General features: G+C 44.3%; 14 protein-coding genes. 1 reads left to right on the forward strand and 13 read right to left on the reverse strand.

From position 1 onward, the window contains the following. Window positions 1-78: 78 nt before the first annotated feature. The 8 genes from JFC08_RS01305 to epmB all read right to left on the reverse strand — a co-directional run bounded on the left by JFC08_RS01305 (window position 79) and on the right by epmB (window position 11,172). Window positions 79-357, reverse strand: coding sequence for a DUF4031 domain-containing protein (locus JFC08_RS01305; RefSeq protein WP_198329415.1), 279 nt, complete (start codon window positions 355-357; stop codon window positions 79-81). 68 nt (window positions 358-425) lie between these two features. Further along, complete coding sequence (locus tag JFC08_RS01310; protein WP_198329416.1) at window positions 426-2,759, reverse strand: transglutaminase TgpA family protein; 2,334 nt, start codon at window positions 2,757-2,759, stop codon at window positions 426-428. 5 nt (window positions 2,760-2,764) lie between these two features. Beyond that, window positions 2,765-3,826, reverse strand: a complete 1,062-nt coding sequence (locus JFC08_RS01315) for a hypothetical protein (RefSeq protein WP_198329417.1) — start codon at window positions 3,824-3,826, stop codon at window positions 2,765-2,767. Between the two features lie 84 nt (window positions 3,827-3,910). After that, window positions 3,911-4,951: an AAA family ATPase gene (locus JFC08_RS01320; protein ID WP_198329513.1), complete on the reverse strand. Its 1,041-nt coding sequence runs from the start codon at window positions 4,949-4,951 to the stop codon at window positions 3,911-3,913. A 56-nt stretch (window positions 4,952-5,007) separates the two neighbouring features. After that, on the reverse strand, window positions 5,008-5,466 hold the full coding sequence (locus JFC08_RS01325) for a c-type cytochrome (protein ID WP_198329418.1): 459 nt from the start codon (window positions 5,464-5,466) through the stop codon (window positions 5,008-5,010). Window positions 5,467-5,755: 289 nt separating this feature from the next. Then, window positions 5,756-7,843 carry an EAL domain-containing protein gene (locus JFC08_RS01330; RefSeq protein ID WP_198329419.1) on the reverse strand — a complete coding sequence of 696 codons (2,088 nt, stop codon included), beginning with the start codon at window positions 7,841-7,843 and terminating at the stop codon, window positions 5,756-5,758. A gap of 325 nt (window positions 7,844-8,168) precedes the next feature. After that, window positions 8,169-9,944 carry a hypothetical protein gene (locus JFC08_RS01335; protein WP_198329420.1) on the reverse strand — a complete coding sequence of 592 codons (1,776 nt, stop codon included), beginning with the start codon at window positions 9,942-9,944 and terminating at the stop codon, window positions 8,169-8,171. A 220-nt stretch (window positions 9,945-10,164) separates the two neighbouring features. Further along, the gene (gene epmB, locus JFC08_RS01340; RefSeq protein ID WP_198329421.1) at window positions 10,165-11,172 is read right to left on the reverse strand and encodes an EF-P beta-lysylation protein EpmB; all 1,008 of its coding nucleotides are present in this window, start codon (window positions 11,170-11,172) and stop codon (window positions 10,165-10,167) included. A 167-nt stretch (window positions 11,173-11,339) separates the two neighbouring features. On the opposite strand from epmB, the gene efp reads away from it, so the two are divergent. Then, window positions 11,340-11,915, forward strand: coding sequence for an elongation factor P (gene efp / locus JFC08_RS01345; RefSeq protein ID WP_045444336.1), 576 nt, complete (start codon window positions 11,340-11,342; stop codon window positions 11,913-11,915). A 294-nt stretch (window positions 11,916-12,209) separates the two neighbouring features. Here the strand turns inward: efp and JFC08_RS01350 are convergent, their stop codons facing one another. The 5 genes from JFC08_RS01350 to gspD form a co-directional block, all read right to left on the reverse strand. Further along, entirely contained in the window at window positions 12,210-14,027 is a 1,818-nt protein-coding gene (locus JFC08_RS01350) for a GAF domain-containing hybrid sensor histidine kinase/response regulator (RefSeq protein ID WP_227697570.1), read from the reverse strand. 21 nt (window positions 14,028-14,048) lie between these two features. Further along, a complete protein-coding gene (locus tag JFC08_RS01355; protein ID WP_227697591.1) occupies window positions 14,049-14,900 on the reverse strand; it encodes a tRNA threonylcarbamoyladenosine dehydratase in 852 nt (283 codons plus the stop codon). Window positions 14,901-15,068: 168 nt separating this feature from the next. After that, window positions 15,069-16,055, reverse strand: coding sequence for a TatD family hydrolase (locus tag JFC08_RS01360; protein WP_198329424.1), 987 nt, complete (start codon window positions 16,053-16,055; stop codon window positions 15,069-15,071). A gap of 188 nt (window positions 16,056-16,243) precedes the next feature. After that, window positions 16,244-16,420, reverse strand: a complete 177-nt coding sequence (locus JFC08_RS01365; protein ID WP_198329425.1) for a hypothetical protein — start codon at window positions 16,418-16,420, stop codon at window positions 16,244-16,246. A 237-nt stretch (window positions 16,421-16,657) separates the two neighbouring features. After that, a complete protein-coding gene (gspD, locus tag JFC08_RS01370) occupies window positions 16,658-18,904 on the reverse strand; it encodes a type II secretion system secretin GspD (RefSeq protein ID WP_198329426.1) in 2,247 nt (748 codons plus the stop codon). Window positions 18,905-18,932 lie beyond the last annotated feature (28 nt).

The raw sequence follows: 18,932 nt of genomic DNA on the forward strand, positions 1-18,932 counted from the left end.
GGGATGCAAAAGCACTCCCACCTTTTATTTGCCTTTAAAAAATTAACGTATTAGCAATCTTCAGACTGTGCTACTTGCTCATATAGCGCTGTTTAGATCGTGTAGCTCTATTTTTAACTTCTTTGCACATTCGATAATCTTTTTTCGACCAGCAGGAATAGCCCCATATTCAATCGCCGTTTCGCGCATTTGCACCGTGACATCATAGTGTGGATAACTGGCATGACGATGGAATAAACGCTTATCCACTTCAATCAGCGCTGCAAAATCATGCAGCTCTTGCAGGGTATCTGCCAGCATGTGGCACCACTTATAGCCTTTAAATTCTATCTGCATAAAATCAACGTATATCGCCATAGAGTCGCCTCCTTTATTATCAATAGCTATTTTATGATGTGCTAAACAACGCTTTCACAAAACAGCCATTAGAACAATTCACGTGCATCTTTCTTAAGCTGCTTTAGGATAGTTTGGTACTCGCTATCATTAGTTTCAAGGCTGCTTAGACGTCCATAACGCAGTTGACGATAGTCCTGCCTCATTTGCAAGATTTTTGCTTGTACAATCTCTGGATGGCCGCTATCTGTTAGCTTACTCACTTTACTGCTCTTATTACTACTTTTAGCATTGGTATCGGCGTTGGTCTCAGCGTCGATATCAGTATTTGAATCATTTTCTCGGTCATCAACCGCTATTGCCAAGCGCTCAAGCCAAGCCAGCTGCCCTTCACTTTCTTGACGAGCCAACTCTTTATCACTTTTACCAATACGTTTTGATAGCTGTGCAAGTGGTAGGTCTGCTGGATGCCAACGCTTACGGCGACGTTGCCAAATAACAAAGACCAAAATCACCATGACAGTAATAGCACTTGCCGCTAGCCAAATAATTTGCTGCATGATTGAACGGATATTAAACCATTTGAGTAGCGAGTCGGCTTGCTTGTCCTGATCGTAACCAACGACATCTTTTTGCCAATAGTAACTGGCTTGATCGGAGAGGCGGCGTAAGGTTTGTAGCATTTGATACTGCTGATAGCTGATTTGTGCCCCAGCGCCATCACCGAACATTGCTGCCCCTTGTGCCTGCGTCAGTGCATCCATACCCTGCTCGACACGCTCAGGCGCGACAAAAGCCGTCGGATCGACACGTACCCAACCTTGACCGTCAAGCCAAACCTCCGTCCAAGCGTGCGCATCCTTTTGCCGTACTTCCCAAACATTACCACCGCGGCTCAGCTCGCCACCTTGATAGCCCGCCACGACGCGTGCTGGAATGCCAGCGGCGCGCATCATAAAGGTGAAGCTGGAAGAATAATGCTCACAAAACCCCGCTTTGGTCTCAAATAAAAACTCATCAATACGGTTATTATTCAGCCGTGGCGGAGACAGTGTATAACGAAATTCCGTTTGGTTAATCCAGCGCTCAAGTGCTTGCATGTAGCGCACGGGGTCTGAGTCTGATTGAACAAACAGCTGCTGCGCCAGTGTTCGTGCTTGCGGATTACCGTCAGCTGGTAGGGTAAGATTTAGACGGCGCGACTCATCAGAGAGAATCGGATCGATACGCATCGGTGCAAACTGCAATACCTCGTAGCGCAGCTGTTGGGTAACCGGCTGATCTTTCAATAAGGTAAAGTCTGAGGTGATACTGACATCTTGGCGCTGAGCAAAAGGATAATCAAGTCCAAACAGCCAGTTTTGCTGAGTTGGCTCTAGGATAATCTCATAGTTGGTCGGCGCAACTTTCACTTCATCAGGGATGGTTGCAAAGGCATTCTCAATCCAAGCAGGTGGTTGCGGAGCAGGCTGCCATTGTCGTTGCTGAGGGCTAGGACGCCAAGTGACTCCATCAAAGTCGCTAAAGACCAAACCACGCCAATAGAGCTGCTGCTGTGGTGCGCGGTTATCTACAAACTCTACCCGAAACGCAAGCTCAGTCGATTGTCCTAAATTGGCAAAATCACCGGGCGACATGCTATCAGAGACACCCGTGGTCGCTTGCTGACCTGAGAGCTGCACTGACCATAGCGGTGGCAAGCGCGGAAAGAACAAAAATAGCACGACCAATAACGGCAATGCCCCAAGACCTAATACACCTAAAGTACGCAAGCGACCATCACCATGAGTATTGCCATCGTCATTTAGCGCAATAAATGCCAATAACACAATGACTGCCCCGACAATTACTTCTAACGTCGTCACAAGACCTTGATCCATTAAGAATAGCGCGGCAAGGACAAACAGTGAAAGATTCAATACCACATAAGCATCACGGCGCTTATACAACTCCCACAGCTTACTGATGAGACATAGCACTAAAAACGCTACGCCCATATCGAGGCCGAAAGCGGTATTATAAGTCAGCCACAGACCTGTAAGCCCCAATAAGAAGCCAAGCATTTGCATGCTTTGATAGACACGTTTTAGATGCGCTAATTTTTTAAATCGCGCTTTTACACGCGGCATCTGAGCAATGATACTGACCACCGCAAAACCCATTAGCCATAATGGCAAGTGCGCTGCATGCGGTAAGATAATGACAACTTGAGCAATTAATACCCAATAATAGGCTGGTAAGGCGAGTAGCTTGTGAGTCCATTTAGCATTGCTGCCCTGCATAGCATGAGCATAGGTATGAGCATTGATATTTTGACCCAAAGCCAACTGCTCAAAGCTCGCGGAGTCTATAAAGTCTGATTTGGTAGAGACAATAGAGGCATCGATTGCTTTTTTTGAAAAAAATCTTTTAGAATTGGTCATATTAGTCATGGCGCTTTTGCCAACCTTAGCAAGCACGCTTGCGCAAAGCCATTACCTTCGCCCATTGTTGCAGCAGAAGGCGCGTCGCCGGCTAAGCGCATGTTAAATGGCACACCCAGCTCACCTAATGTCACGACGCCATAAGCCAGTTGTGCGAGTTTTTGTTCATGATGTGCTGCTGGCATATCCGCATAATCTAACGTTTGCTCATGACCGACTGGGTCGGCAAAATGCTTGGTAAAAATCCCCTGACCGCGCGCCACATGACCCCAAGAAACCCTTGCTAGGGACTCACCTTCGATATAGTTATCTAGCCGCTCAAAATCGTCCTGACCTTGTCTATTCTGTCCACCAGTTGGTAAATCTTCCTGACTGGCAACAGCATACTGGGCCTGCCAATCAAAGACTTCAGGTTTTGGATATACCCAAGCGCTACGGGCAAAATAGACATAAGACCATGCGCGCATAATACCTAACGGATAAACGGTTTTGATGGTTAATCTTGGTAATATCAGCTGCCCACGACTGTGCGTTTGTACAGGCAAACGAATCACTTGCTCGCCTTGCAGTCGTGTCACCAGTATCGACTCTTGAGTACTAGCGCTATTTTTGATTTTCTTATTGGCTTTTTTATCTGTCTTACTATTAGCCTTACTATTCGCTTGGCCGTCAGCCTGCTCAAAGCTAAATAATAGCTGCCGTCTTGGTTGACGGCTTTCACTAATCAGTTGCAAGGTCACCCAGACAGGCGCACCTGCTTCTGCCATGGTCACTTCTATTAACTGTACTTTAAGACCTGAGATATGGGCAAAGGTCACATGAAAGCTGATAAGCCAAACGCTGACCAGATAAAAACACAGACCCAACACCAAGTTATTGCCATAGTTGATACCAGCAATAAAAGTGACAATTAATAACACCGCATATAGCATCCCTTCGCGGCTAAAAAAGATATAGACATTACGCAAATTGAGCGTGGCGCTATCGCTTTTTGGTGCCCGCGCGGCAAACCAACGGCGTAATGCGGAACTAGCTGGTATGGTGAAGACTTTTGGCAAAAGACTCATGACTACCCTATTTTCAAAATTAATAGTCTTATCGCTAATAAACGAGCAGCTTTGGAAGTGAATCTATTATGAGTAAAAAAATGGTCAAACAATAACAGGCACTTCTGCCAAAATACGTTGGGCGATGGTCTGCATCGCTTGCCCACCAGTCACATGTGCGGGTACAAAACGCTGACCGAGGCGATGATCGGTGACGGCAGCAAATACGGCTTGGATATCTTCAGGCGTGACCTCCATATGCCCTGATACATAAGCATAAGCCTGCGCAGCACGCTGTAGCGACAGGACGCCACGTGGTGAAAGACCATGATACTCAGAGCTTGCACGTGTTTTGGCGACCAGTCTTTGCAGATAATCTAACACTACATCCGCGACATACACTTGCTTGACACCTTGTTGCGCTAATAATACAGCCTGCGTATCAAGCACCGCGGGCAGCTCTTTTAATAGCTCGCGGCGGTCTTGACCTTTTAATAGCTCGCGCTCAGCGGCAGGTGATGGATATCCTAGCGACAGACACAATAAAAACCGATCTAGTTGCGATTCAGGCAATGGATAAACACCCGCTTGCTGCAATGGGTTTTGCGTAGCAATGACGAAAAATGGCTGTGGTAACGGATAGGTTTGCCCATCTTGTGTCACTTGACGCTCTTCCATCGCTTCTAGTAATGCACTTTGGGTCTTAGGACTAGAGCGATTTATTTCATCTGCCAGCAATAGCTGAGTGAAGATGGGGCCGGGACGAAAATCAAACTGCTGTTTGCTTTGATCGTAGATGCTCATACCCAAAATATCTGCCGGCAGCATGTCATTGGTAAACTGCACGCGGCTAAAGCTTAGACCGAGCAGCTGCGCTAAGCCTTGTGCCAACGTCGTTTTTCCCATACCCGGCAAATCTTGCAACAATAGATGCCCACCTGCCAGTATGCCGCTCAGCGCCAACTTGATGGCCTGCGGTTTGTCTAGGACGATTTTATTTAACTGCAGCATGAGCTGAGCAATTTTTTGCTGGTTGCGGGGATAGTTGGCAGCGCCATGGGCAGCATCAGGAGCAGAATCATTGACTGCTGACGATACTGACTGAGATACGGAGGTCTGTTTTCTATCTATAGCTGCATGAATCATAGTCAATTATTGGCTCGTTTTTTTGATTAATAATTATAAGACTGTTAAGTCAGTAGTTACTTAGCATTCTCTTCAATCGGCGGCGCTGCACGAAGCGTGGACAAATAAGCAATCACATCTGCTCGCTCCTGAGCATCAGGCATCGGATCCGAAAGCATCTTTGAATCTAGCATAGTATTGGGAGCATCTGCGATATAAGGATCTAACGTCTCAGCATCCCATATCCAACCTGATGTCTTAAGCCCTTCGCTATAAGTATAGTCGTCTAGCTCTGCTGCTTTTGCACCGTATATATTCATCAGCTGTGGCCCTTTTTTATTGAGGCCAGCATTCAGCTGATGACATTGACCACAGGCATCTTGATAAATAATAGCGCCGTTATCGGCATCACCCTCAGTATATAACGGTAATGTCACAGGGGCACGGTGGTCAGGTGGTGTACGTTCGCCGCAAGCGCTGAGCAATAGAACAGCAGCAAATATACTGCTTATTTGATATTTATTAATGATGGGCATTTTCGGCAATCTTTGGTTAAGGAATGTCAGCTATAGATGAACAATATAGATAATAAGGTAGGGTCAAACACATGCAAAGTGGAACCCTCTTCACATCTAAACAGCTGCTTGTAAAAACATAACGTTATTTATTGGGGCATATCGAGCCAATAAACAACGCTTATAGGACAGTTTGAGTAAGGCTTTTGTAATGTATGACAATAAAGAATTTATGAAATATTAAGCCGTATCGAGTATTCCATAAATAGGCGCTGTTGATAGTTGCGTATCAAACGCGCCCTAAATGACTTTAGGTCGCAACTTTTATCGTACTGCTGGGTTCTTCTAAATAATAGCCTTGTAAATAGCGCGCGCCCACGCTCCAAGCAACGGACATGGTCGCCGCATCTTCAATATAAGGCATCAATACGTCCACATTGACTTCATTCGTATGCATAATAAGTGATTTGACAGTTTCTAAATTGTCTGCTGAGTCAATGCCATCCACATAGCTGCGTGCTAAACGCACCATATCTGGCTGCACAAAACTGACAATCTCTATGGATTTGGCAGAAGAGCCGAAGTTATTGATGCCCATCTGACAGCTGACTTGGCTAAGGGCGGCAAATTGTGTTTTTGCCACTGTAAGATGGTCTGAGACGTCTTTTTCGTTGAATTGCAAGGTGAGCACACCAGCTGCACCGCCCACCGCTTTTATAAGCTGACTGGCAACACTAGGCAGTTTTTTGTCTATCAATGAGGCACTAGTCAATTGCACTAGCAATCTGGCTTCAGGATGTGTTTTACGTACCTCATTGACCTTTTTACAGGCATTGATGAGCACCCAACGATCTATTTTTTCGAGCAATTTATGCGTCTTGGCGACTGCCATAAATTGATCAGGCGTCAATATCGTATTGTCCGCATCCGCCAATGGCAACCGCAGATATACTTCAAAAAAGTCGCTTCGGTCATTGTTAATATCATATATTGGCTGGAAAGATAACTCAAAACGGCTATTGGCAATAGCATCAACTAAAGATTCGGCAAGCGCATGATCATCACTATTGGCATGCTCGCTTGGATCGTACAAATGATAAGTGCCGCCATGATTAGAGGTCTCTATCATAATCTGATTGATGGCATCCATCGCACGTTCGAGCACGATACTTGGCTCTGCTGTATTGGTTTCGATTTTGACAATACCAATACTGACAGTCGTACTGGTCGTACGCTTGTCTACCTCAATGAGCATATCACTGATACGTGAACCAATTTGCTTAGCCAGTTCTTCAAGCTCTGTGGTGCTCTTGTCCTCGACCAGTATGGTAAAGGCGGTATCACTAAAACGACTCACATGCCCGTCTGATATCAGCTCATCTAATGCATAGGCGACTTGCTTGACGGTCGCATCTACCCCTTGCAAACCTAGACTGCTTCTTATTTTACCGACATTATCGAGCTGAATATATAAAAGCCCAGCCGTCAGTACACCTTGACGTGCTTGCTGGTACACGATTGCCATTTGTTCTTCAAAGCCGCGGCGGTTGTTGATTCCTGTCAGACTGTCTTTGCATTCAGCGGCTGCCAAACGCTTAGCGACTTCCGCACTATTATTATGGTTTTGTTGGATAATAACCTGCGTCACTGGCTCGCCATCTAAGGTCGCGGCTGCCAATTGTAGCTTTGCTTCAAAAGTACTGCCATCCATCCGCTTACTTTCAAAATTGAACTCGACTTCTTGGCGGCTACCTTTATCAAATTGACGTAAAAACTGTTTGAAACCCTTAACGTTATCACCGCCTGCAATCAGGTCAACAACAGGCACGCCTATGGCATCATTCATCGACTCAAAACCAAAAAGCTGAAGATAAGGGTCATTGGCAAAAATATGGATACCCTGATCAATATAGGCGACCGCACTTTTAGAGTTTTTAATCAATACGTTGGCGCGTTGCTCTGCTTCAGAGAGAACATGGCGCAACGTTCTAAGCTCACGACGACTGCGTAAATTATCATGCTGTAGACAGATAGACATCACTACTGCCATCTCTTGGTCTACTTTGAGCGTTTTGACCATCGTGCCGCTAATAATATCAGGTAGCCCCTCATCGTTATTGGCGGACGCTGCCATCTCTTCATTGAATAGGCAGATCATAGGCAAATCAATACTTTGCTCTTGAACGACGCCCACCACATCGGTGAAACTCATATCATAAGCATTGCCAAACACCAAGACATCCCACGGTTGTCGAAGTGACTTTAACAGCTCCTCTTTATCGTCCAAAAACCCTAAATTGATGGTGTCATAATAGCAACCTAGTAAGTGCACAAGGCGCTCAGCATAGAGCTGATCGTCATCAATGACTAAGAGATTTAAGATGGACTGAGTACGCATAAGAAGCCTTTTGGATCTTGTGATCTTATTTTTATGTTTGGTTTGATACCCTACACCTTTTCCAAGCATTAACCCAGCAAGGAGAATACTATCAGGGATAGGCTTAGCGGTTTTTAGTAGATTGGCATCGTCTTTCGAATCAAGGCGACATCTTGGTGAAGCAAAAACATCGTATAAACGAACATAACTGTATCAATCATTATAGACAATAACTTGACTGATTGCAGACTAACTTATCATCATTATTCAGTACATTTATTCACTGCTATTATCGAATAAAAAATTCAATGAAGTAGCCTTTAAGCCAGTATTTATTGACATTAAACTATAGCTGCACCACCTCATACTGGCTGAACTCATCCGTAATCAGCAACCTCTGTCCCAAACGTAAAGGGGTTTGTTTGCTATTAATACGCATAATGACTCTATCATCGGTCTGAAAGTAAGAAGTCGGTACAATCAGAGTACCAGTGGTTTGTAGCCGCTCATCTCTACCAAGAATAAATGCTGGCACAAAATGGCGACTACGCGTTTCTTTACCTTCTAAACGCAAGCCACAAGCCACTAGCTGATGTCCAAGTACTTGCCACTCGATCTCCGGGTTTTTACTATCAAAATCAAGCCAGCGCGCCACGCCCATCGACCAATCAGGCGGCGTGATTGTATCAGATCGACAGACTAAAAAAAGGCTCATCATATGTAATGCTGGCGGTGCAGTCGTCGCAGATGTATCCTCATCAGCCACTATGTTAAGACTGTCTTTATGAACACTGTTTTTATGAAAGACATCTTCATGAAAGCGGTCTTTATTTAAAGTATCTACTGTTAGTGATAGTCGCAGGGTGCGAAATAGTGATAAATCATCATTATGATCAAAGGTTTCACTGGCTAATACGTGGCTGCTGTCTTGTTTTTTATTCACGGTATCATAACGAGGACGCTGCTCATCTGGTAACTCTTTTATAGCGATTAAACTGGTAAAGCTATGTGAATGGCTCACCCGGTAATGAATATTATTAAAACCTGTAATCAAAACAGCGTCTTCTTTCGCACTATGTTTAGTCGCTAGGGTGAGCGGCGGCTGTAAATAGCGGTAATTGAGCGTCATCGCTATTTTATTAAGCAAGTGACTCTCAACGCCGTCACCCCCTTCCTTAACTAAAGCCTGTTTGCGTCGTTTAAGATACTCAACCAGCGGGGCAATTTCTATAAATAAACAGTGATAGCGATCATCGTATGGGTTGATTGTAGAACTGGCCGTCAGGTAAGTTGGCGGATTGTCACTTTGTAAATCAACGAACACGCGGGTCTCGGTGGTTGGCTCAATCGTCGCAACGATATGCTTAGCCCATTCAGGTAACAAACGTTGGACGAGCAGAATATTGGGACGACGCATGGCACGTACATTTAATAGACTGTATAAACAAATTTGGCAATACAGCTGATGAACCGTCTTGGCACGCTGGGTGCCTGCCGTAACACTCATATTAATCTCAGCCGCATGGTACTGATAAGCAAGGTAATACAGCTGATTGATTTTGTGCCATAAGTAAGATGAGGGTTTTTGATAGCACAGTGCTTCTTCGCCCAATAGCTTCTGATACATCTGCAGCGTCTGGTAAATAGCAATGGCGAGTGTCGTTGATGAAGACTTATCAACATTAAAATAGCGCTGCCAGCCATTACTTGCAGCATATTTTCGCTGATTATTGAGCAATGAAGTTTTATGACGTATCACTCTGTCATAGACCATAATCATTGAATAATATAGCGACTTTATTTGAGCCACATAACCCATTTGAATGTCGCTAAGCGCACCTGTTTCATAAATATAAGACTGTCGCAAAGTGGCAATTAACTGATCTGAGGCGTCTATCACTGTCGCCATAAGGGTAAGACGTTGCGAATCATCTATATTAGCTACGCGTAGTACCGTAAGTATTTTTGCTAATTGTTCAGCTTGCTGTGCTTGCGTTTGCGAAGGTAACGCTGCCAACAATTTTAGCAAATAACCTTCTTGGCCATTAGCGGATCGCTTAGAAACTAGGGGCAATGCCTCTGTAGAAGATAGGTGCTCTTGAAACGTCGATAAAGTTATCATCAGTATTCCTAGTAATCTTGAGTAACTTGGCAGGAGGCAAATATTCAACCATGCCGTATGCAACAACACAAGATAAAAGATACAAATCAGCAGCAACCATCAAAATCGACAGCACCCATTTTTAGTAACGATTACGTTCTATAGCATCATCTAACCGCACTCCCATCTTCTAAAAACCACGCTTTGTTCACTAATTTTTCAATATACCATAGTGCCTATATTAACGATCATTGTAAATATCAATCGGTACCTTGAACGGTCTATTTGGTAGCTCACGTACCAGCTTGGGTACCAAGTAACCAGGGAGTGCTGCCAACAATGACCAATACAGCTCAATTGCGAAGCGCTCATCATTATCGAAATGTGCGGCACCAGCCACTTTATCCAGTACGTGCAAATAATAAGGCAACACACCAGCGGAAAACAAACGCTGACTTAATTGTGTTTGAACAGCAACGCTATCATTGATGCCTTTTAATAGCACCGCTTGATTCAATAACGTTATGCCAGCCGCTCGAGCACGTTGCAGATGCTCTGCTGTTAAGGCATCGATTTCATTGGCATGATTGCAGTGGATGACCATCACAATATGACAGCGACTTTGAGACAGTCTGGTCAATAATGCATCATCCAAACGTGCTGGTATGACCAGCGGCAAGCGTGTATGCAGACGAATAGTGGTCAATTGCGGAAGTGACTCTAAAGTATCTAGCCAAGCAAACAGGCGTCTATTTGTCACATTCAGTGGATCACCGCCACTCAAAATCACCTCATTGATCTCAGGGTGCGAAGTTATGTAATCAATAATATTTTCTTTGGCATCAGCCGTCGGCATATTGGCACTATAGTCAAAATGCTGACGGAAACAGTAACGACAATGAATGGCACAAGCACCTGTCACGGTCAATAATACTCTGGATTGGTACTTATGCAGCATACCTTTGACTGGATTTTGCGTATTCTCGCTCAAAGGATCCGCCACATAGCCCGTTACCTTGATTTGCTCGCGCTGATCAGGCAATACTTGTCTCAGTAAAGGATCATTGCTATCGCCGATACTCATTTTTGCCACAAATCCACGTGGTACGCGCAGCTCAAAATGCTTAGGTACATAAACCTCTGCACGCAATGATTCTAGCTTTAGGATGCTTAACAGCTCATCGATAGACGTAATGGCCTCGGATAATTGCGTTTGCCAGTTTTTTTGTGTGATTAAATGGTTTATCATGACAACCTAATACCTGTGCCCAAAAGTCGCTATTATACGCGCTTAGTGCGTAGCCTATCAAAGCATACGACCTATCCTTTAAACACTTAGCGTAATAAGCGATTTTAACGCAGCAAGCTATTCATTCCCTTATCTACCACCCTATTTATAACCCCTAGGAGTTTCTTGTGGCAAGTTTTTCTACTAATGAATTTAAAGCTGGTCTAAAAGTCATGCTCGATGGCAACCCTTGTGCCATTCTTGAAAATGAGTTTGTTAAACCAGGTAAAGGTCAAGCCTTTAACCGTGTTAAATTGCGCAACCTTCGTAGTGGTAAAGTATTGGAACAAACCTTTAAGTCAGGCGATAGCTTAGAAGCTGCTGATGTCATGGACACTGAAATGAACTATCTATATAACGATGGTGAGTTTTGGCATTTCATGCACCCTGAAAGTTTTGAGCAGATTCAAGCGGACAAAACAGCGATGGGCGATTCAATAAAGTGGCTAAAAGAAAACAGCAATGCACTATGTACCATCACTTTATTCAACGGTACTCCTCTTTCAGTAACACCGCCTAACTTTGTTGAGTTGCAAATCACTGAAACAGATCCTGGTGTGCGTGGTGATACTTCAGGTGGTGGCGGCAAACCTGCCAAGTTAGAGACAGGTGCTGTCGTCCGTGTGCCATTGTTTGTACAACAAGAAGAAGTCGTACGTGTTGATACTCGCACAGGTGACTATCAAACTCGCGTTAGCCAATAGTATGTAAAAGTCATAGCGCTCGACATAATAGGACTTATATAATAGAACTTAACAGTTAGCCTCTAGCTGTTATTCCACAAAAAAGCTGAACCACTGATAAAGCGGTTCAGCTTTTTTTATTTATGAATATTGTCTCTGTAGTTAATTTGATTGAAAAGTATTCCAACGCAACCGAGTAAAATTCATATGGAGTATGTCAAACAAGGTCAGCGCTGCGGTTTTTTTATAGTGGATGAACTGTCGCTATTGATGACAGCGATGATAAATAACCTTCTATAGATATCTACCAAACCACTACTCTGCTGATGAGTGTTTCTGTATCAGCCAATATTGTACCAATGCATTCAACTGCTCTTGTTTAAAAGGCTTGGTACAGTAATCTTGCATTCCAACTTTTAAATACTTTTCACGCTCACCATCCATTGCATTGGCGGTCAACGCAATAATAGGTGGTAATGATTGAGGATCATAGAGTTCATGCAATTTAATAGTGGCCTGTACGCCATCTAAAATAGGCATGTGATGGTCCATTAAAATGACATCATAACGCTCAGGTGAGAGCGCAAAAATCTCAATAGCCTGCTGCCCATCAGTGACATGCGTGACCGTATGACCACTATTATTCAGGGCTTTTTTAGCGATGATGGCATTGACGGTATCGTCTTCAACTAACAATATATGACCAGCACGCTCATGGGTCGGCTCAATCATCGTAAAGTCATTTGACTCTTGCCACATCTCATACTGGTTTTCATCGATAGTCGGTAGCGGCAATAAAACACTGAACGTAGTGCCCACACCCACTTCGCTATCCACATCGATATAACCACCCATCAAATCAACCAAAGACTTACAAACCGAGAGCCCTAGACCTGTGCCACCATAAAGACGGTGGGTGAATTTATTTGCTTGGTCATAAGCATCAAATATCGCATCCAATGACTCAGCTTTGATGCCGACACCCGTATCTGTGACTTCAATGCATAAGGTCATGACTTCATGATAGATGGTATTACTGATAGCTTCTTGAGCCGTTATTTTGCTGAGATCACTTGCCGAAATACCTTGAGCGCGATATTGGTCAGCGCTGTCATCGTCAAAACCATCACAATGACAATTGGGTACATGTTTGACATCAATAGTGACTCGCCCGCCCTCACGAGTAAATTTAATCGCATTATTAACAAGGTTTGCTAAAATTTGTTTGAGGCGTACCGGATCGCCTTGTACATAGGGCGATAACGACTCGGTATAATGGTAGTCTAAAATAAGCCCTCGCTGACGTGCTTTGACAGCAAAGAGGCTGACCACCTCATTACATAATGCGGATAAGTTAACAGGAATAGAATCAATGGTCATTTTCCCAGATTCTACTTTCGATAAATCTAAAATCCCGTTAATGATCGCCATCAAATGCTCATTGGAAACTTTGATATTGTCCACGTATTCTTGTTGTTCACTGCTAAGTTTGGTCTCACCGAGCATCTCCACCATACCAATAATGCCATTCATCGGTGTACGAATTTCATGACTCATATTGGCCAAAAAGTCTGATTTCATCTCATTGGCATGTTTGGCATCACGCTGCTTATCCTGTAGCTGCAAGGCATCTGCCGCCATCATCGCAAATTGAGCCAACACCTTTGCTTTTTGCTCATCAAAGTCATGATTGGGCTTCATATCCATCACACACAGCGAGCCCAAACGATAGCTTTTATTGTCCTCATGCAAGATAATTGGCGCACCAGCATAAAACTGTAGGTATGGCGATTCTGTCACTAGGGGATTGTGGCTAAAGCGGCTGTCTTTAGTTAAGTCCGATACTACAAAGACGTCGTTAGAAAGCACAGTATAATTGCAAATAGCTACTTCACGCGTCGTTCGGCAAACACCGCCCAGTCCTTGGACAGATTTTAGATACTGTGTTTCTTCATCCATGAAAGTAATGGTCACAACTGGCACATCAAAAAATAGCTTCGCCAGATCAATTAGGCGCTTAAATGCAGGCTCATCATTGTCATTGAGCACCTGATACTTCCTAAGCTTATTGATGCGTTCTACTTCATCTGCCGCCACTGGGTAGCTGTGTTTAGGTGCGTTCAATATAGACAAGATAGACTCCATTAAATAAGATCAGACGCTCGGCTTGATGCCCGCCTGTTTTATTAATAATTGTAATGCTTCACTCACCATAATCATCGCAACCACCGATGTGACCACTACTGCTGAGCCGTAACCACCACACTGCAAACCGCCTGTCTGACAACTCTTATCTACCCGTGGTGGCTCTGTAGAGTAGACACATTTGATACCGAACTTTTCTTTTAGTGTACTATTAATGCCTTTTTCGTGGCGCAGCTTATTGCGTAATTTGGCAAGTAAAGGATCTTGGTAACTGTCACGCAAGTCGCTCACCCTAATCTGACTAGGGTCTATCTTGCCACCTGCGCCGCCTGCACAAACCAGTTTTAATTTATTAAAACGACAATGTAGCGCGATGGCAAGCTTGGCATTCATATCATCTACGCAGTCCAAAATAACCATAGGTCTGCCTTGAGCGATAGCGGCTTTTGCTTCATCGCGACTTGGCAATAAAGTGGCGACATTTTCTACAGTTAAAAAATCATCGATCAAGTTTAGCGTTACTTTGGGATTAATTTCACGAATACGGTTGGCCATCGCTGCAATTTTACTCTCACCAAAGGTGCTGTCTAGTGCAGGCAACTGCCGATTGACATTGGACGCAACCAAAACGTCCAAATCGATCAACGTAATAGTGCCCACTGCCGTTCTTGCCAAAGCCTCAGCTGCCCAAGAACCAACGCCTCCAACGCCAATAACGTATACATGCGCATCGGCAAAAGTAGTGACAGCTGTCGTACCATAAAGAGTGCGCGTACCTTGAAAACGGCGTTCATATTGCACATTGTCTTCGCTCAGCTCTTCTGTCTTTGTAACGTCTTCTATGCCAATGGACTCTGTCATTGTTTGCTCAAATGGTTGTATTTCACTCATAACAGATTAAATGCTCTTTTAAATTATTTTGGTGACGCTTATATTACGTTAATTTCTTTATTCACGGCTATCTCATTCACTATCATATCAATGGCTAGCCATACAATAAACCGTCATTGACTAAAATATGTGGCACTACTACGACGGATAATCCCATTTTGTTTGCAAAGCACTGCAACTGTTGTGCCACAATTGCTTAGCAAAACTGGCGGGTGGTACATTAAGCAACTCACTCAAGCTTAGCAATACCCATGGCAGATTGGCAGGTACATTTCTATTATGTACGGCTGTACTCCTCCGTGCACTGTCTGAGTTTTGAGTTGGCACTGATGAATCATGGTCAGATATTTGACACATGATAGGCGTCATATCAGGGCAATCCGTTTCTATCACCAAACATTCAACACCATAGCTATCAACCGCTGCTTGAATGGCACGGCGCAGTTTCTTAGCATTGGGATTAGTGATTTGACCGGTAACCCCAAGCTTAAATCCCAACTTAACAAATGCTTTGGCTTCTTGCGTCCCACCACTAAAACTATGCGCGATACCGCCAAGTTTGTGTGCATCGTAGTCATGCGCTTTTAGTATGGCCAACGCTTCTGCATGGGCTTTACGAATATGCAGCATCACTGGCAGCTGGTGAGTCACCGCCATGTCCAATTGTGCCTTAAAAAATCGTACTTGTTTGGCAAATATGTCAGGCGCTTTCATCGCCTCAGTAAAGGTGTCCAAACCAATCTCGCCGATTGCTAATGGGCGTTTATCAGCAATCCTTTTTGCCATGGCGATTAAATGATCGTCAGTATGTTGTTTAATATAAAAAGGATGCAAACCGACCGCAATATGGCTACTAAAATTTGACACTTTTTGTCTATCGACATTGGCTGTCGTAGGTAATGACAGCGTATTTAACAGGCGCTCAGTCTCATACATCCGCTCAAAATGCTGATATAGATAACCCACTAATACCAGATGGCGTACTCCCTGATTGTGAGCCTGCTGCGTCAGTATTTCTCTATCATCATCAAATATTGGGGCATCAAAATGAGTATGCGTGTCAATGAGAGGATAAATAGTAGATAAGGGCTGTTTAATCATCTTAGGTGAATCGATAGGGGTCATTGATAGACTCCAAAATTAATAGTTTTCAGTGAGGCATTCCGTGATTTGTCATTCAATAGACATTATTTGTCATTTTGTAGCAAGAACTACGTCAATGAACACTTTAGGATGGCAACTTTATTTAAAATGATTTCGACAGTTAAAAACATGCCAATCAACAAAAGAGCTTTTGATAAGTAAGTAGACCTTCAACACGCCCTATTAGTATTATCATGATTGGCTTTTACATTGTACTCATCTGATACATTGTGCTCATCTAACGCTCTGGTATCAGCCTGTCGACTGCTACGCCGAGGAATCACCAATAAGGCGGTGGCAGCGACTGCTAATAAAAACCACTTTTTAGCATTTCTATGATGTGTCATTGCTTCCACCCCTACCTTTATATCATTATCTACTATATTTATCAGCAAGTGTTCATACTTACTACTCAATTACTCATTAGTATACTGCGATATAAAAACTGCTATGTTTATCTGTGTTATGAATACGCAAGCTAATGTACGGCGTAGTTTATTTATTACACCGTGTCTCTAAATGCTATAAGAATAGGAGGCGAGCGCTTTATTAACCTATCATTAATAAAGCGCTTTTTTGAGTGCTTAACGATTTAAAGGGTAAGTTGTCATACCATTATTAGGACTGTCTACTTTGGTAAAACCTTGAGACTGAGACTTTGGTGTCTGATCGCGCTTAGGAACAAGGGGATTGAGCGGCATCAACTCATAATCTGCGCTAACATCGCCATTCCAACCTTCCGTACCGCTCAATGGCAGCTGTTTGATGGTACCGTTTTTATCAATGACCAACTGCAGGACGCGCATTTGGTTAAATTTGCGCTCGGTGACACTGGCGACTGCCCTACCATCACGTAAAATGGTTGGCTGTAAAAATATGATTAAGTTGCTTTTTTGCGTCGTGTCATTGTCGGAGCGGAACAGTCGACCAATGACTGGTACATTACCCAAGCCAGGGACTTTTTGTTGGCGCGTGGTGCTGTTTTCACGCATCAAGCCACCGAGAGCAATGGTCTGCTGATCATCAGCCAGAATCGTTGTGTTAATCAGACTTTTATTGGTCACCAAACCAGTAGCATTTCCAGTGCTACCAGGCACGACGGATGAGACTTCTTGTGAGACTTCCAAGCGTACGGTGCCATTGTCGCCAATATGAGGAATGACATTTAGGTTGATACCAATATCCTGACGATCAATGGTTTGAAAGGGGTTGCTAGAATCGTTGCCACTGGTGGTAAAGGAACCTGTCACAAAAGGCACGTTTTGACCCACTAAAATACTGGCTTTTTCGTTATCCAATGTCAAAATTGATGGCATAGACAGCAGATTGGCACTGGTAGAAGAATCAAGCGCTTGCAAGATAGCCCCATAAAACTGGGTGTTTCCCTGACTGTCTTTGCTGCTATCACCAATACCAATCAAAGCACCAGCTATCGAGCCTGCTGCTGCACTGATACTGGCGGCACCGCCACCCAACGCCGCGGCAGCAAGTGCTGTAGCACTCGCGCCTACGTTATTGAAGTTTACGACTCCGTAGCCGCTATTGGCATTGCCAAGCGCCCATTGCACACCAAGCTGGGTCGCATCATCACCTGACACTTCTACAATAGCCGCTTGAATCAATACTTGCGCGCGGCGACTGTCCAACTGATTGACCGCATCTTCAATCTCAAACATTAGCTCAGGTGCCGCATTGACGATAACGGCATTTTGGGTTTCATCAGCGATAATACTAAAAGGTCGCCCGCCAACACCTGTACCAGTACTACTCGAATTGGCACCAGAGGTCGCTGAGGTCGTCGCATTGTTAGTCGTGCTACCACTAGACTCATTAGTCAAAGTAGCGCCCGTGCTACTGGAATCGTTCAATGATGCCGACTCTAACGAGGACGTTGCTCCAGCGCTATTAATAGATTGATTGGCGAGCAACCCGCGTAGCATATCTGCAATATGACCTGCACTGGCGTATTTTAATCGAAAGACGCGCAGGCCACTCAAACGCCTTGTAGGCGTGGTGTCCAATTGATTGACCATCTCTTTGACTTTAGCAATCATCTCCGGACTGCCTTTCACCAACAATCTATCACTAGAGGTATCAGCGATGACTTTAAGCTGGTTATTATCACCTTGTGCTTGCCCGCTACCAGCGCTTGCAACCAAGGCGCTAATCAATTCCATCATACGCTCAGCATCGACGTGACGTAGTGGTATCACTTGCAAACTGTCATTGACGTTGCTATCTAAATCGCGGATAAGCGACGTCAGCTGATTAAGACTATCTGCACGATCGGACAATACCAAGGCATTGACACCAGGCACGGCAGCGGCATGAGCCGATTGAGGCATAAGCGGACGGATGACACCCAGCACTTCTGCAGCTTGAGTATTGGTTAAATAAATAACACGAGTAGCTAATGCCTCACCAACACTGTCACCACGTAAATCAACAGCCACGCCAGATTGTTTGGCGACATTATCTGGCACCAATTTAATGGTCGTTCCCGAGTCAATCGCTGCAATACCGTTGACTTGCATCACACTCAAGAACAGCTGATAGATTTCGTCACGCGACAAGGCTTTGTTAGAAATCACCGTCACATTGCCATTAATACGTGGATCAAGGACAAAGTTTTGGTCAGTGATGGTTGCCACCTCATTAATAAAGGCTTTGATATCGGCATCTTGTAAGTTGACTTTCCAGCTCTCAGCACTCGCAAGACCCGTACTGGCAGCCCATAATGGTACGGTGAGGCAAAGAGGACGACACAGGCGCATCAGGCGCTGCAAAACATGGTACAGAGGCGTGACTGAAAAATTATGAAAACTTACCATATTGATGATTACCTACAGTGATGTCGCT

This window comes from Psychrobacter cibarius, assembly GCF_016107535.1.
GTDB lineage: Bacteria > Pseudomonadota > Gammaproteobacteria > Pseudomonadales > Moraxellaceae > Psychrobacter > Psychrobacter cibarius.